Origin of the sequence: Amycolatopsis australiensis (genome assembly GCF_900119165.1) — a bacterium.
Lineage (GTDB): Bacteria > Actinomycetota > Actinomycetes > Mycobacteriales > Pseudonocardiaceae > Amycolatopsis > Amycolatopsis australiensis.
In genome coordinates, this window is the sequence record NZ_FPJG01000006.1 from 6,407,402 (window position 1) to 6,422,553 (window position 15,152).

At 72.0% G+C, this 15,152-nt stretch carries 11 protein-coding genes; 7 read left to right on the forward strand and 4 right to left on the reverse strand.

All coding sequences use genetic code 11. The features are described from left to right. Positions 1 to 59 precede the first annotated feature (59 nt). On the forward strand, positions 60 to 2,183 hold the full coding sequence (locus tag BT341_RS31250) for an acyltransferase family protein (protein ID WP_072479676.1): 2,124 nt from the start codon (positions 60 to 62) through the stop codon (positions 2,181 to 2,183). Between the two features lie 64 nt (positions 2,184 to 2,247). On the opposite strand, the gene BT341_RS31255 is transcribed toward BT341_RS31250, so the two are convergent. Next, positions 2,248 to 2,763 carry a DinB family protein gene (locus tag BT341_RS31255; protein ID WP_072479677.1) on the reverse strand — a complete coding sequence of 172 codons (516 nt, stop codon included), beginning with the start codon at positions 2,761 to 2,763 and terminating at the stop codon, positions 2,248 to 2,250. A gap of 153 nt (positions 2,764 to 2,916) precedes the next feature. Here BT341_RS31255 and BT341_RS31260 point away from each other — a divergent pair, with 153 nt between their 5' ends. Then, positions 2,917 to 4,524: a metallophosphoesterase gene (locus BT341_RS31260; protein WP_072482284.1), complete on the forward strand. Its 1,608-nt coding sequence runs from the start codon at positions 2,917 to 2,919 to the stop codon at positions 4,522 to 4,524. 341 nt (positions 4,525 to 4,865) lie between these two features. On the opposite strand, the gene BT341_RS31265 is transcribed toward BT341_RS31260, so the two are convergent. Further along, complete coding sequence (locus BT341_RS31265) at positions 4,866 to 9,866, reverse strand: RHS repeat-associated core domain-containing protein (protein WP_245805171.1); 5,001 nt, start codon at positions 9,864 to 9,866, stop codon at positions 4,866 to 4,868. A 550-nt stretch (positions 9,867 to 10,416) separates the two neighbouring features. Between BT341_RS31265 and BT341_RS31275 the strand changes: the two genes are divergently transcribed. Next, entirely contained in the window at positions 10,417 to 10,845 is a 429-nt protein-coding gene (locus BT341_RS31275; RefSeq protein WP_072479679.1) for a cupin domain-containing protein, read from the forward strand. A 58-nt stretch (positions 10,846 to 10,903) separates the two neighbouring features. Here the strand turns inward: BT341_RS31275 and BT341_RS45590 are convergent, their stop codons facing one another. Continuing rightward, positions 10,904 to 11,044, reverse strand: a complete 141-nt coding sequence (locus BT341_RS45590; RefSeq protein ID WP_177328933.1) for a hypothetical protein — start codon at positions 11,042 to 11,044, stop codon at positions 10,904 to 10,906. 161 nt (positions 11,045 to 11,205) lie between these two features. On the opposite strand from BT341_RS45590, the gene BT341_RS31280 reads away from it, so the two are divergent. Together BT341_RS31280 and BT341_RS31285 are read left to right on the forward strand one after the other, a co-directional pair. Beyond that, on the forward strand, positions 11,206 to 11,517 hold the full coding sequence (locus tag BT341_RS31280) for a hypothetical protein (RefSeq protein ID WP_072479680.1): 312 nt from the start codon (positions 11,206 to 11,208) through the stop codon (positions 11,515 to 11,517). A gap of 36 nt (positions 11,518 to 11,553) precedes the next feature. Continuing rightward, the gene (locus BT341_RS31285; RefSeq protein WP_072479681.1) at positions 11,554 to 11,940 is read left to right on the forward strand and encodes a histone-like nucleoid-structuring protein Lsr2; all 387 of its coding nucleotides are present in this window, start codon (positions 11,554 to 11,556) and stop codon (positions 11,938 to 11,940) included. Positions 11,941 to 12,065: 125 nt separating this feature from the next. Here BT341_RS31285 and BT341_RS31290 read toward each other — a convergent pair whose 3' ends face one another. Continuing rightward, on the reverse strand, positions 12,066 to 12,572 hold the full coding sequence (locus BT341_RS31290) for an OmpA family protein (protein WP_072479682.1): 507 nt from the start codon (positions 12,570 to 12,572) through the stop codon (positions 12,066 to 12,068). Positions 12,573 to 12,968: 396 nt separating this feature from the next. Here BT341_RS31290 and BT341_RS46830 point away from each other — a divergent pair, with 396 nt between their 5' ends. Both BT341_RS46830 and BT341_RS31300 read left to right on the forward strand, forming a co-directional pair. Then, positions 12,969 to 13,394: an antitoxin gene (locus BT341_RS46830; protein ID WP_072479683.1), complete on the forward strand. Its 426-nt coding sequence runs from the start codon at positions 12,969 to 12,971 to the stop codon at positions 13,392 to 13,394. A gap of 1,001 nt (positions 13,395 to 14,395) precedes the next feature. Next, a complete protein-coding gene (locus BT341_RS31300; protein WP_072479684.1) occupies positions 14,396 to 15,112 on the forward strand; it encodes a response regulator transcription factor in 717 nt (238 codons plus the stop codon). Positions 15,113 to 15,152 lie beyond the last annotated feature (40 nt).

A 15,152-nucleotide genomic window follows, 5' to 3' on the forward strand; every position in this document is an offset into this window, starting at 1 on the left:
GCGAACAGGTTCCGCCGGCGCCTGACGGTGGATCCGCACCAGTTCCCGGTGGAGCGTCCATGCACCCCATTCCCGCTGTCGTGGACGGAGCGACCAGACGGTCCGGCTTCCGGCCGGACGTGGAGGGCCTGCGAGCCGTCGCGATCGCGGCCGTGCTGCTCTTCCACGCGGGGATGCCCGGGTTGCCGGGCGGTTTCACCGGCGTCGACGTGTTTTTCGTGATCTCCGGTTTCCTCATCACCAGGCTGCTGTGGCGCGAGCTCGACGACACCGGATCCGTCCGGCTGGCGCGGTTCTACGGCGCGCGGGCCCGGCGCTTGCTGCCGGCGGCCGGCACGGTCGCGGTGACCACGTCGATCGGGGCGGTCGCGCTGCTTCCGCCGCTGCAGGCCCGCGACGTCCTCGGCGACGGGATCGCCAGCGCGCTCTACGTCGGCAACTACCGGTTCGCCTGGCAGGGTACGTCCTACCTGGCCGCCGACACGCCACCGTCACCGTTCCAGCACTACTGGTCGCTCGGCGTCGAGGAGCAGTTCTACCTGCTGTGGCCGGCCCTGCTGATCGGCACGGCCGTGCTGGCCCGGCGCGCGACCCGCCCGTCGGTGACGCCTTACCTGCTCGTCCTGACGTCGATCGCGGCCGCATCGTTCGTCGTCTCCGCGACCTGGACCCGCGTCCTGCCGCCGTGGGCCTTCTTCTCCCTGCCCGCCCGCGCCTGGGAGCTGGCCGCCGGCGGCGTCGTCGCCCTCTCCGCCGACCGCTGGTCCCGGCTGCCGCCGTGGCTGGCCGGTGTGCTCGGCTACGCGGGAATGGCCGCGATCGTGCTGGCCTGCGTGCGGCTCGACGCGCGCACGCCGTATCCCGGTGTCGCCGCCGTGCTGCCGGTGCTCGGCACGGCCCTGGTGATCGTCGCCGGTCCCGAGCGCGGCGCCGGCCGCGTCCTTTCCGCAGCGCCGATGCGCGCCCTGGGGCGCCTGTCCTACTCGTGGTACCTGTGGCACTGGCCGGTGCTGCTGTTCACCCCGCCGCTGCTCGGTCACCCGCCGTCCCCGGCCCAGCGGCTGGCCGCCGTGGCGGTGTCCGGTGTGCTGGCCGTGCTGACGCTGGTCCTGATCGAGAACCCCGGCCGGTTCGCCAAGCCACTGCGGCGGTCACCGGCGCGCAGCATCGTGCTCGGCGGGCTGGTCACCGCGCTCGCCGCCAGCACGGCGCTGGTGCTGTCCGTCCTGGCGCCCACCCCGGCCGGACACGGCCTCGCCGCTCCCGTTCCGACGATTCGGACCCCGGCCGCGCCCTCGTCGTCGACGCCCGACGCGCGCGACACGGTCCTCCAGCAGATGATCGCGCAAGTGCAGGCATCCGTCGCCGCGTCAGCCGCCGCACGCCAGGTTCCGGCCAACCTCACTCCCCCGCTGACCCAGGCGAAGAACGACAAGGCGGCCGTGTTCGTCAACGGCTGCGTGCGCTCGTGGCGCGACCTCGGACAACCGCCGTGCCGCTCCGGCGATCCAGGGTCGAGCACCACCGTCGCCCTGGTCGGCGACTCGCACGCGGCCATGTGGAGCCCCGCGTTCGAAGCGCTGGCCCAGCAACGGCACTGGCGGCTGGAAACCCTCGGCAAGGTCACCTGCCCGATGCTGGATCTGCCGCTCACCAGCCCCTATCTGGGCCGGGAGTACGTCGAATGCGAGCAGTGGCGCGGTCAGGTCCTCGACCGGCTCCGAACCGAACACCCCAGCCTGGTCGTCCTCGGCATGTCCCGGCGCTACGGAGCCGACTTCGGCTTCACCGTCTACAGCCGCTCCTGGCTCGACAGTCTCGCCCGGACGGTGGCGCAGCTGCGATCGACCGGCGCCGCCGTCCTGGTCCTCGGACCGGTCCCGGATCCCCAGTCCACCGTGCCGGCCTGCCTGTCCGCCCACCTCGACGACGCCACCGCCTGCACACCACCCGAACCGGTCGCGATGAGCAGCACCGGAGTCGCCGCCGAAGCCACGGCCACCACCGCCCGCGGCGGCGACTACGCCGATCTCACCAAGGCCTTCTGCACCGCCGAGCGCTGCCCGGTCATCATCGGCAACGTCCTCGTGTACCGCGACGACAACCACCTGACGACCAGCTACGCCCGAACACTCACGCCACTCATCGGAGCGCTCGCCGACCAAGCACTCACGCGCGGGTGAACCGCGACGCAGCTGTCCGGGCTCCTGCGGTGCTGCCACGGCCCGCCTTCCGCGCCGGCCTCGGTCAGTAGTAGCCCTTCGTGCCGTCGAGCAGCTCCCGGACGATGTCCGCGTGCCCCGCGTGCCGGCCCGTCTCCTCGATGAGGTGGATCAGCATCCAGCGGAGGTTGGCGCCCCCGGCGCGGTAGCCGGCATGGCGGCCGACATCGTCCAGGGAGGCCGCCACGACGATCGCGTTGCTGCGGGCGCACTGGGCCTCGTATTCCGCGAGGAGCTCGGCGAGCGGGCGGCCGTCTGTTTGCCAGTCGGCGTCTTCGGCCGACTCGTCGAAGGACGGGTTCTCCTTCTCGTCGCCACCGAGGAACAGCACCTCCAGCCAGGTGTGCTCGGTCCAGCGCATGTGCGAGACGAGCCCTGCCATCGTCATGGCCGGGGAGGTCGGGATGACCGAGCGGTGCGCGTCGTCGTCGTTCAGCCCCTCGCACTTCCAGCGAAGGATCTGCCGCTGCAGGTCCAGCCAGCCGATGAGCGCGGTCCGTTCGTCGGCTTGGAGCGGAGGACGTGCCAGTTTCGATGCCATGCCGACGGACGCTATCCGGAACGGCGTCGACCGAGCACCTCGATTTACGGGCCGCCGCGACGGGCCGGCGAGGCCGGACGCGCCACCGTTTCGCCCCGCGTCGTTCACCCGGACGTGGTGGCCGCCGACGCGACGATCGGCGAGGGTTTCGGGATGACCGATGACGAGAAGATCTTCGCCCGCCACTTCGACCGTCGCGGCTTCCTCGCCGCGGCCGGCGCGACGGGCGTGGCGCTGTCGGTCGGGCCGCTCGTCGGGACGGCGGACGCGCAACCCGCGACAGACGCCCTTACGAGTCCGGGTGCGGACCCCACCACGACACCTCCCGTCGAGGGCCTGCACCTGCAGTTCGGCGCCGACGCCGCGAGCGAGGTCGTGGTGTCCTGGCACGCGCTGCAGCCGGCCCGCAACCCGCGTGTGCTCGTCGGACGTCCCGACGGCCGCTACGAGCGAAGCGTCCCGGCGAAGACCGTCAGCTACACCGACGCGAAGTCCGGCCAGGTCGTCTACGCGTTCCACGCCCCGCTGCGCGATCTCCGGCCGAACGGCGAGTACGTCTACGTCGCGCTGCACGACGGCGCCGAGCCGGCGCTCGCGACGTTCCGGACCGCTCCCCGGGGACGGGCGGCGTTCACCTTCACCAGCTTCGGCGACCAAGGCACCCCGACCCTCGGCAAGCGGTTCGTCCCGCCCGCCGGGGTCACCCTGCCGAACCCGCCGCTGGTCAACGACAACCTCGGCTCGCCCGCGGCGGGCGACACGACCGCCGGTGTCGAACGGGTGCAGCCGCTGTTCCACCTCTTCAACGGCGACCTGTGCTACGCCAACCTGGCCACCGACCGGGTCCGCACGTGGTGGGACTTCTGGACGAACAACAGCCGCAGCGCGCGGAACCGGCCGTGGATGCCGGCCGCCGGCAACCACGAGAACGAACTGGGCAACGGCCCGATCGGTTACGCCGCCTACCAGACGTACTTCTCGGTGCCGCCGGCCGCCGGCCAGACCGACGTGACACGCGGCCTCTGGTACTCCTTCACCGTGGGTTCGGTGCGGGTGATCAGCCTGGCCAACGACGACATCTGCTACCAGGACGGCGGCAACTCCTACGTCCGCGGCTATTCGCAGGGTGCGCAGAAGGCGTGGCTGGAGAAGGAACTCGCGACCGCACGCGCCGATCGGGAAGTCGACTGGGTGGTCGTGTGCATGCACCAGGTCGCGGTCAGCACGGCCGACCGGTTCAACGGCGCCGACCTGGCGATCCGCGAGGAGTGGGTGCCGCTGTTCGATCGCTACGGTGTCGACCTGGTGGTGTGCGGCCACGAACACCACTACGAACGCTCCCACCCGATCCGCGGCGCGGCGGCCACCCCGACCCGCACCCCGCTGCCGGCGGCCACCCGCACCGACGTCGTCGACACCGGCAAGGGCACCGTCCACATGGTCCTCGGCGGAGGCGGCACGTCGGCACCGTCGAACCAGTTGTTCTTCACCCCGCCGCGCTGCCGGGTGATCACCGCGGTGGGCGACCCCGACCCCGCGACCGGCAAGCGCCCCCCGGTCTACGTCACCGAGGACGCACCGTGGTCGGCCGTCCGCGACGCGGCCAACTCCTACGGCTTCGCGGCGTTCACCGTCGACCCGGGCACCCGCCGGGGTGGCGTGACGACGATGCGGGTGACGTACTACGACGTCGTCGGTACCGGCGGTGAGCTCAAGCCGTTCGAGACGTTCACCCTCCGGCGCCCGCGCTCCGACGCCTGACCGGCCGGTGGGCATGCCGATGTGCCATCGTCGGCAACCCCCGGTCAGTTCGCCTTCCCGGCGACCCCGAAAAACCGGGGACCGGTACATGCGGGCGATCGACAAGTCGGCGGCGCCGCCGCGGGTCTCGGAAGCGGTCGCCGCACCGTGTCTTCGCCGGGCCGGCCGACTACCGTCATCGCGACCGGCGCCGTCCGCGTCGAGCCGATCGAGAGGTGTCCGCCGTCGGCGGAGACGCGCGCGGCCGCATCCACGGCAAGCTCGCGATCGCTGGTCAGGTCACCCGGGGACGGGAACGGGTCGAAGCCGCGCCGGCCCGGGACCGATCGGCGGGTGCGGCGCTACTCGCCGAGGTTGGGCATCGGCCGGTTCGAGCCCCACCTGATCGGTGGATCGAACGCGCCGCTGATCGTGTCCAGCTTCGTTCCCTTCGGCGGGAACTCCGGCAGGAAGTTGTCCTCCTTGTTGTGCTGGATGAACTTCTGCACGTCGGAGGTCAGGCCCCGGTACTCGGCGTCGAGCCTGACGTGGTGCCGGATGCCCCGTTCGGCGGGGTTGACGGCGTCCTTCCACTTGACGTTGTCGCTGGCCGTGACCGCGTAGTCCACCTTGAGGTCGTTGGCCTGCTTGCGGAACTCCGCCGGGGTCGAGGTCATGCCCCACTCGCGCATCTTCCGCTGCAACGTCTCGTCGCTCATGTTGTTGACGGTGTCCTTGAACTGGCCGATCCGGATGTCGGCCTGCTTGAGCTTGTTCTCGAAGTTGCCGGACATCTGGGAGTTCGCCTTGCGGGACAGCGTGGTCATGTTGTCCGCCGTGCCGGAGCCGCCGAGGTCGTTGTTCTTCAGGTGCCCCTTGATGAAGTAGCCTTCGTCGGAGTCGGGCTTGTACCCGTTCTTGTCGTTGGGGTTGCGGAGCTTGTCGAGCTCGCCCTGCAGGCGCGGGTCGTAGTTCGCGTGCTTGGTCGCGTTCAGGTCGTTGACGTCGGTGAGGTGGTTGCCCGCCGGCGTGGTGCCGCCGGGGTACTTCCCCTTGCCGGAGCCGTCGATCGAGCCGCTGCCCGACTTCCCGCCGCCTTCCATCACCGTGCGGCTGGAATCGCCGTGCGGCTTGTTGGCGTCACCGGTGAGCGGCGGGTCGTAGCGGCCGGTCCGGGGCTTCTTGGTGGCGGACCCGGTCCCGGCGGCGCCGGTCCCGGCGCCGGGGTTCGGGTTGGGGCGCTTCTTCGAGGCCCGCTTGCACGGGGCCTCCGCCGCGAAGGTTTCGTCGTCGTCGAGGAACGCGGTCGGGTCGTCGGCGTAGTTGACGACCTTGCCGTTGTTCCTCGTCAGGCCGAGCGGGTCGGCCGCGAGGAACGGGTCCTCGACGTAGGTCTCGGGGTTCGGCGCCGGGGTCAGGCCGAGCGGGTCCGGTGAGATGTAGCGGGCGTTGGCCGGGTCGTAGTAGCGGAAGACGTTGTGGTGCAGACCGGTTTCCGCGTCGAGGTACTGCCCGGGGAACCGCAGCGGTGTCGGCGGGCGGACGCCGGCCGCGGTCAGGCCCCACACGCTCGTCCGCACCGGGCTGACCGTGCCGTGGTCCGCGCTGACCAGCTCGATCGGGGTGCCGACCTCGTCGGTGATCACCGCGGACACCTCGACCCGCCCGTCGGGCAGCGTGCGCGCCTGCGCCACCACGCGGTCCTCGCCGGGGTGGTGGATCCAGGTCAGGGTCTCCACCGGCACGCCACCCGCGGTGTGCCGGGCTTCGACGAGGTTCGTGCCGTCCCAGGCGAAGTCGACCCGTTCGGCGACCGCGCCCGTGGTGTCCAGCCGTTCCTTGGCCGTGCGCCGGTCCAGCGCGTCGTAGCGGTAGCGCCACCGCGTGCCGTCCGGCGTGCGCACCGCGATCAGGTGGTCGTGCGCGTCCCAGCCGAACGTCCAGGTCAGCGGCGTTCCGTCCGGTGCGGGCAGGGTCCGCTGAACGAGCCGGCCCTGCGCGTCGTGCGCGTAACGCACCGCGCCCGCCGCGGCGAGTACGCCGCCGGTGTACTGGCGCGGGCCCGCCTCGGGGCCGGTCCCCGGTGAGGAGGAGATCAGGTTGCCGAGCACGTCGTAGGCGTAGCGCTCGGCTCCGCCGCGGTACACGGCGGCGGTGACGCGGCCGGCGTTGTCGAACTCGTACCGCACTCCCCCGGCCGGGTCCTCCCGGCCGGCGACGCTGCCGTCCGGGCGCCGGTGGTAGCGCGTGACACCGGCCGGGGTGTGCTGCGCCGCGAGCCGGCCCACCGCGTCGAACTCCTGCCGCAGCACCGGGTTCGGCCCGGCGAAGAGGCCGAGTGTGCGGCCGGCGGCGTCCTGGCGCAGGGTCAGCTCGGTGCCGGCGATCCGCAGCACTTCGGCGCCGTCCGCGCCCTGTCCCCAGTGGACGTCCACTCCGGACGGGGTGCGCCGGGTCTTCGCGCCGTGGGGGTAGCCGAAGGTGGTGGTCCCGGCCGCGGTGGTCTGCCGCGTGACCCGGCCCAAGCCGTCGTGTGCCAGCTCGAGCACACCGTCCGGCCCGGACGCGTACACGAGCCGGCCGACCGGGTCGTAGCGGTAGGTCTCGGTGCCCGCCGGGCTGATCCGCTCGGTCAGGTTGCCCAGCAGGTCGTACCGGGACTCCACGGTCTCCCCGGCCGGGCCGGTGAGCCGCACCCGCTGTCCCGCGGCGTCGTACTCGCACCGGGTGACCCGGCCGGCGAAGTCGGTCTGGGACAGCAGCCGGTCTTCGGCGTCGTAGGTGTAGTGCCAGGTCCGCCCGGCGGGGTTGGTCACGGCGACCAGCCGCAGCTCGGTGTCGTAGCGGTGGGTGGTGCGCGCACCGGCGGCGTCGACCGTGGCGACGACCGTGCCCATCGGGCCGTTTTCGGTGCGGACCACCCGGCCCAGCTCGTCGGTGAAGGACGTTTCTTCGCTTTCGCCGTCGAACGTCCACTGCCGGCGGGTTCCGTCGACGGCGAGGACTTCCCGCAGCGAGCCTTCCACCGTCCACGCGTACGCGGTGCGGCCGCCGGCGCCCTCGACCGCCCGCGGCCGCCCGAACAGGTCGGCTTCGACGCGGGGCCGCTCGGTGAGGTCCGGGGCGCCCCCGGCGTGCTCGAGATGCTGGTCCTCGCCGACGCCGAGCGGGTCGGTGTAGGGGTCGGGCAGGTTCGGGGCCGGATAGCGGCGGCGGAAGACGCGGTCGCCGTCGGCCACCTCGATCACCAGCTCGGTGTCGCTCCGCTCGGCGATCAGCACCCGGGAACCGTCGGCGCGCAGCACCGCGACGAGCCGCCCGTCCGCGTCGTGCTCGAACTCGGTGCGCCTGCCGAGCGGATCGGTCCGCGAGAGCAGCACGTCGCGCGGCCCCCACTCGCGGCGGGTCACGCCGCCGAGCCGGTCGGTCAGCGCGATCGTGTTGCCGTCTTCGTCGAACTCGTACACCGTGTGCCGGCCGAAGGAGTCGGTCACGGTGGTGCGCCGCTCGGCGTAGGCGAGCGTGCAGTCGAGGTAGCCCTGGTCGCCGGCACCCCGCACGCAGCGGCCGTGCCGGTTGTAGACGTAGCGGTACCAGGCGCCGACGTGGTCGGTCCAGCCGGTGATCCGGCCCTCGGGGTCATGGGTGTAGCGGGCAGGCCGGGGCGAGGAGTTGGCGCGCAGGGCGAGGTGCCCGTGCGCGTCGTAGTCGTAACGGGCGACGAGGACGTCACCCGCTTCCGACAGCGCGCGGACGGCGCGGATCCGGCCGCCGGCGACGTCCACGGCGATCCGCGCGCCGCCGGAGTGCGTGAGCAGCACGGGCGCGCCGTCGGCGTCGTGGTCCAGCTCGACGTATCCGCCGCTCTCGGAGCGGATCTCCTTGAGCAGGTACAGGTCCGGGTTCCCGTCGGCCGCGGCGAACCGCCGCAGGGTACCGCGCGCGGGGTCCTCCAGGACGTACGCGGCCCCCTGCCCGTACAGCCGCCGCAGCGGACCGTGCGGGGCGGTGGCCGCGGTTCCCGGCGCGGGCACCGGGAACCGGAGGATCATGGCGTCGGCGCTGTAGTAGGTGACGGTGCCGTTCGCCACGGTCAAGCGCTCGTCCACCAGCGACGCCCAGGACGGCCCGAACCAGCGCCCGGCCCGGTAGGACGAAACGTGGTTGCGGACGATGAGCTGTCCCAGCGGACCGGGCACGACGAGGTCGCTTTCGGTGACCAGGACGTCGCCGGTCTGGACGTCGATCGGGTCGCCGCTGCCTTCCTTGCAGCCGGGTTCCTTGGTCTCGGCGGTGTTCCGGTCGGACCCCTTCGCTCCGCCGGAGCCCTTCGCGCCGGCGGACGTGGTCGAGTCGCCGCCCGGCGGGTCGTCGAGGCCGCGCGAAGCCGGCGGCGGGTCGTCCTTCGCCGGCGGCGGATCGGTCTTCGGCGGCGGGTCCGTCTTCGGCGGCGGGTCGCTCTTCGCACCCGAAGGCGTGGTGCCGCCGCCTTGCGGCGGCGGATCGGTCTTCGGCGGAGGTGCGTCCGGACCACCCTTGCCGCCGGGGCCGCCGAGGCCCTTCGGGTTGCCGTCGATGTCCGCGTGCTTCGGCGGTGGCGCGCTCTTGCCCGGCTTGATGTTCTTCAGCGCCTTCGCCGCGTCCGAGAACAGGTCACCGGCCCGCTTCAACAGCGGAATCAACGCCTGCAGCGCCTTGACCAGACGCTTGGTCAGGTCCGCGATCTTCGACGCCGTCTTCGCGACCGCGGCGATCACCTGCGGGACGACCCACGTCATCCCGATGCCGAGCGTGAAGACCACCTGCAACGCCCAGCTGATCAGGTGCCCGACCAGCTCGGCGATGATGTCGCGGACCAGCGCCCGCACCGCCGCGACGACCTCGCCCGCCGTCTTCACACCGCTGGACGCGCCCTCACAGCCCTTCTGGGCGGTCTCCAGCAGGGTGACGGTGTCCTGTGCGCGCTCCCGGTAGGCGTCGGCGGCGGTGCCGGTCCACGACGAGACGTCCGTTTCGACCATGCGCGTCAGGTCCTGGCCGATGCTGCCGAGTTCGGTGGCGACGTTCTTCCAGGTTTCCGACTGGGCGGCGATTTCGTCGACGTTGCCGGTCAGGCCGTCGAGGGCTGCTTTGAGCGGGCCGACGTGTTCGATCAGCCACCCGACGCCGGCGGCGAGGATCGCGCCGAACGGGTCCATCGCCATGGAAAGGGCGTCCAGCGCGGTGCCGACGGCGCCCATCGCGACCGAGGCCCAGTCCCCGCTCTCGATCGCCGACTTCAGGTCGTTCGCCGACTCGAGCAGCGAAACGCCCGAATACGCCGTGGTCGAGTCCTTGGTCTCCGCGACCAATGGATTGCTCATCCGCCCCCCGCCTCGGTCCCCGACCCCAGGTGCCCATCAAAACACACCTGACCGGGCGCGCCGCGAGGGACCGATGATCACGGGCCGGCCGGTGGTGCCGCGAGCTGCGCCGCTGCCCATGGTGATCGCCAAGACGTCGAGCACACCTCATCGGCAGATCAGCTCGACGCGTTCCGCCGCCATCCCGGCGGCGGTGTCGACGACCAGGTGGTCGCGGTCCCGCGGCTCGTACGCCCGTTCGGCGACGTCCCCACGCCGCCTTTCACCTCCGCGCTGACGCGCCGGTTCGGGCCCCGCCGCGGGTGTCGACGGAGACCACCGCGTCCGGCGGCGGCTCCACGACCGTGGTGCCGGTCAGCGCGCCGTCGCCGATGCGGGTGGCGTGGCCGGCGCAGGCCCGGGACGTCGGTCGAGGCGTTGCGCTCGCCCGCGGTGCCGGGTGCATCAGGAAGATCCGTATCTTGAGGGAGGCCGAGATGGTCACGCACCCGGATCGCCGGCCTGCGCACCGACGCGGCCCCGGACCGCGTCACGATCTGGAAGGACTCCGATGACCGACCTCTGGCACCAGCCGCTGCGGCACATCCGCGGCGCGGACCTGACCGGCGACACGAACCAGACGACCGGGATGACCCGCTTGGAGGCCATCTCCGGCAAGACCGTCGGCTCGTCCAAGGTCTGGATGGGCGAGACGCACGTCGCGCCGGTGACCAATTCGGGCGATCACCACCACGGCGAGGCGGAGACGGCGATCTACGTCAAGTCCGGCCACCCCGTGTTCGTCTTCGCCGACGGGGACGAGGAGGTCCGCATCGAGACCGGGCCCGGTGACTACATCTTCGTGCCGCCGTACGTGCCGCACCGCGAGGAGAACCCGGCCGACGAAGAGGCCGTCGTCATCATCGCGCGCAGCAGCCAGGAAGGCATCGTGGTCAACCTGCCGAGTCTCTGGTCCCCGGTCGACGTGCCCGAGGACTGAGGCGTCGAAGCTCGCGCACCGCATCGGTTTCGCCGGCCACGTGACGCCCGTGCTCGCGCTAGATGTTCATCACCACCCAGAACTCCACCCAGGCCGCGGCCGCGAGCAACGCACCCAAGCCCGCGCCGCAGAGGACCCGGCGTGTGTGTCGAGCAGCCGTTCCGGCCTGCTCGCGTTTCCTCGATCCCGTTTGGCTCATGCGGCCAGTCTGCGCGACCGAGCCCGGTTCGCCGTGGTTCGGCTCCCAGGCGGGCGACCCCACGCGGGGGACCCCGGAAGCATGGCGTTCCTCGCGCGAACCGGCGGCGGACGGCTAACTTCGCCACGAATACCAGCCGTGTTCACCAATGCGAGGGATCGATGACCGCCGAAACTCCCGCTGCGGCTGCGGTTCCGGAAGTTCTGCACGACCTTCTGTGCCGGGTACGCGTCCTCGGTGTGGCGGCCACGGTCGCGCCCGACGCCGGCCTGCCGCCGACGTTGATCACCGAGATCGAGCCCGCGGCACGCGCCGCCGCCCATGCCTTGGCGCAATGGGCGCCGGAAGCCTTGACGGCGCTCCGCCGCGCTGTCGATTCGGCCCGGACGGGCCGCTTCGCCGACAGTCACACCGAACTCCTGGTCGCGCACGGACATCTCACCGCCGCACTACGCGGCTGCGCTCGCCGGTGACGGCTTGATCACAACCGTGCCGCAGAAAGGCGTTCCATGGCACAAAAGGTTCTCGTGGAACTCGTCGACGACCTGGACGGCGGGGCCGCGACGCAGACGGTGCCGTTCGCGCTCGACGGGGTCTCGTACGAGATCGACTTGTCCGCTGAGAACGCCCAGGCGCTTCGCGACGAGTTCGCGCGGTACGTCGACGCCGGTCAGCGCACGGGCGGGCGCCGGAGGAAGCTCGCTCCCGGACAACCGGCGACGAGCAACGGCAGCGGCCCGAGGACCTCCGCGAGCCGCATGCGCAGCCGCCGAACGCGCGACTGGGCACAGGCCAACGGGTACGAGGTTTCCGAGCGGGGACGGATTCCCGACGAGGTTCGCACGGCTTTCGAAGCCGCGGAAGCGACCCGGACGCGACTGCCCGCCCAGGGATAGCGCCGGGAACTACCACGGGCGGGCGCCGCAGCAGGCTGCGGCGCCCGCCCGCATCGCGGCGCAGGTTCCTGCACCCGGGTCGCCGCCGCCGGCTCGCCGCGGACGAGCCGGACCGGCGCCCAGGGTCACTGCGCGACGCTGATCTGCGTGTCCAGCGCTTCGGCGCCTTGTGCTTTCTCGTTGCCGCTCGCGTCCTGCACGACCCGGTCCTTGCCGACCCCGAGCCCTTCGAGCGCGGACGTGATCGCTTCGGCCCGTTTCTCCGACAGCGTCTTCGCCTTTCCCGCGTCGGGGTAACCCGCATGGGTCGCGACGCTGATCTTCACGCTGTTGCCCTGCAAGGCCTTGGCGATCTGACCGAGAGCCTGCGTCGCCTGCGCGGGCAGGTCGGCCTTCTCCGGCGCGAAGGTGATCGGTGCCTGCTGCAGCGCCTGCTCGATCGACGCGCTCACCTGCCGGGCCGCGTCCCCGGCGCCCTGACCGGGCGGCTGCGGTGCGGCGGTCCCGCTGGACGAGCTGAGATCCGGGCCGGCCGATGCGCCCGAACCGGCCGTGCCGTCCGAGCCGCACGCCGTGACCAGGCACGCCACGATCGCCGCGCCCGCCGCCGTCTGGACAATGTTGCTGCGCATGAACTCCGAACTCCCTTTACGCGGTACTTCGCCGATTCGGCCGACGCCGGGATACCAGCACGGAGAATGGCCGGCGGCAACCACCACCGGCACCCCGCGACGCGATTCCCGGCGCGGGACGTCCGGGAACCCGCTGTGTCGCAACGGATCTCGCCGCCGGCTCACCCGGTCGGGGAAATGTGGCCGTCCACCCACCTGAGGGACCATCGTCACCCGCATTCCTGTCAGGCGAACGAAATACGGCGAACGCGGCAGGGTAACTCCGTCCGCACCGATCGCCCAGCCACGACGGCACTCTTCACCCACGCGCCCGGCTCGAGTTGCACGCCGGGGCCGGGCGGCTTTGATGAAGCCCGTCACCCGGCCTCGTAACCGGACAATGGAGAAGGAGTTCCCATGGGCATCGACTTCGACGACGTGAAGAACGCCGTGAGCGGCGAAAACGTCGATCAGGCCGCCGAATTCGCGAAATCCCGTTTCGGCGAGCACGCCGACAAGATCGACGCGGCCGCCGACAAGGCGAAGAGCTTTTTCGACCGCGGCCAGCCGGGCGAACGCGACACCGACAACACGCCGTCCGGCGAGTCCGACCACCGGCAGGGCAACGAATACGGAGGCCGCGAGGACGGCGGCTACGACCGGTCGCCGGGCACCGAATACGGCGGCAACCGGCAGCCGGGTGGCGACTACGGCCGGCACGCCACGGCCGAACACGACAATTCGTCCTTCGCGGAGGAACCCCGGGCCGAGGAAGCCGCCACCGGCGGCTACGGCGAATCCTCGTACGACACCGGCAATGCCGGGAGCGGCTACCGCGACTGAGCACGCTCCGCGGGCTCGGCGCCGGCATCCGGAAGCAAGGTGCACACCATTTGCCGGCCGACGCGTCATCGCCGCGTGTTTCCTCCGTCTCCAGAGTGCCGGGGTGACCCGGGCGGCCCTCCCCCCAACCCCTGGGCCACCCCGGCCTGCCACTCGTTCGAGTTCCCCCGCGGCGGGGGATTCCTGCGAAGAATCTTCACCGAGCTGCCGGAGAATGGATCGTCTTGGGGCAAGATGCGCCCATGAAGGAATCGACCACGTCCCTGGCAACGCGCGGGGACCTGGGACCGACCCCCGATCTATGACACCCTCGCCGTGTTGCTGCGGACACAGCGGTACGCCGCGCCGCCGGCAGAGCAGCCGCCGGCAACGTCGGCGACGCACGAGGAGTGCCGGGCGCCCGAGCAGTCGAATCCCGAGTAGCCGCGGACTGGCGGCGCGCCACCGTCGACGCCGAGGCGCCGGCTGTGCCGTCTGCCTCGCCGCGGACCACCGCGAGATCGGCGCGCAGCTGTTCCTCGGCCGAACTGACCCGCGTCATCGGCCACGCGCCACAGCCGTTGCCGCCGGACGTGCCGCAAGGAACCCGACCGGGGAGTTCACCACCCGAAGCCGGGTGGACCATTTCGGGGGAATGCACGCGGCCGTGCGGCGGACGTCGGAGACCGGCCCCGAGCGCCGTGGCGTGGCGCGGAAGACGGTCTTTCGATCCGACACCACCCCATCGGGTGACGCGCCCCGGCCTGGGAGGGCTCCCAGGCCGGGGCGTTGCTTTGAGTACCCCTCACTGCCGGGGTACGCCACCCGTGCGCCGGGGGACTACCCGCGCCGGTCGGCCTCGCTCTTCCCGGGCCTACGCACAGTACGTCCGCCGCGGCCGTCAGCACTCCCGTGGCCGTCACCCGGGGCCGGAAACCCGCTTCCGTTCGCGTCATGGAGCCTGGTGCCGGTCCTCACCTCCACAAGTTCCCGCCGACCGAGCCCGAGGTGCACAGCAACCCATGACGACGATCGAAGCCCTCCCCCGGCCCGCCGGACCGGCCGCCCCCGCCGCGGTGCGGGTGCTGGTGATCGCCACCCAGCCACTGGCCGCCTACGGCCTGCGCGCCCTCGTCGCCCACACGAGCGGCCTCGCCTGGTGCGGGGCCGCACCCAGCGCCGAGAAAGCGCTCCCCACGCTCCGGCGCCTGCATCCGCACGTCGTGCTCGTCGACAGCCGGATCGACGGCGACGCCCGCGGAATCCACGCCCTGCGCCAGGCCCGGCCCGGCGTGCGGGTGATCGGCCTGGTGCACGACGACCAGGCGACCGCCACCGGCTACCTGCGGGCCGCCCGCGCCGCCCAGGTGAACGGACTGGTCTCCCAGTCGGCCGCGCCCGCGGTGCTGGTCGCGGCGATCCGCACGACCCACCACGAGCGCGCCTTCCTCGACCCGCAGCTCGCGCCGCTGCTCGCCGGCTCGGAGGTGACCGGTGCCCTGCCCGCGCAGGCCGTCCGGCTCACCCCACGCCAGCTGGAAATCCTCACCCGGATCGCCCACGGGCTCCGCAACGCCGAAATCGCCGACGAGCTGGGCATCTCGGTGGAGACCATCCGCACGCACGCCAAACAGATCATGCACCGGCTCACCGCCCGCGACCGCGCCCACGCCGTGGCCCGCGGCTACCAGCTCGGCCTGCTCCGCACACCCGGCACCGCCGCCCCCCGGCCGGCGTGAACCGCGAGCACCTGCCCTGAACTCCCGTCGCGATCCCGAT

Bases quoted from the DNA above. Each gene is read 5' to 3' on its own strand.
- BT341_RS31250 (WP_072479676.1), top strand. From the start codon at position 60: ATGCACCCCATTCCCGCTGTCGTGGACGGAGCGACCAGACGGTCCGGC.
- BT341_RS31260 (WP_072482284.1), top strand. From the start codon at position 2,917: ATGACCGATGACGAGAAGATCTTCGCCCGCCACTTCGACCGTCGCGGC.
- BT341_RS46830 (WP_072479683.1), top strand. From the start codon at position 12,969: ATGGGCATCGACTTCGACGACGTGAAGAACGCCGTGAGCGGCGAAAAC.
- BT341_RS31300 (WP_072479684.1), top strand. From the start codon at position 14,396: ATGACGACGATCGAAGCCCTCCCCCGGCCCGCCGGACCGGCCGCCCCC.
- BT341_RS31290 (WP_072479682.1), bottom strand. From the start codon at position 12,572: ATGCGCAGCAACATTGTCCAGACGGCGGCGGGCGCGGCGATCGTGGCG.
- BT341_RS31280 (WP_072479680.1), top strand. From the start codon at position 11,206: ATGACCGCCGAAACTCCCGCTGCGGCTGCGGTTCCGGAAGTTCTGCAC.
- BT341_RS31285 (WP_072479681.1), top strand. From the start codon at position 11,554: ATGGCACAAAAGGTTCTCGTGGAACTCGTCGACGACCTGGACGGCGGG.
- BT341_RS31265 (WP_245805171.1), bottom strand. From the start codon at position 9,866: ATGAGCAATCCATTGGTCGCGGAGACCAAGGACTCGACCACGGCGTAT.
- BT341_RS31255 (WP_072479677.1), bottom strand. From the start codon at position 2,763: ATGGCATCGAAACTGGCACGTCCTCCGCTCCAAGCCGACGAACGGACC.
- BT341_RS31275 (WP_072479679.1), top strand. From the start codon at position 10,417: ATGACCGACCTCTGGCACCAGCCGCTGCGGCACATCCGCGGCGCGGAC.
- BT341_RS45590 (WP_177328933.1), bottom strand. From the start codon at position 11,044: ATGAGCCAAACGGGATCGAGGAAACGCGAGCAGGCCGGAACGGCTGCT.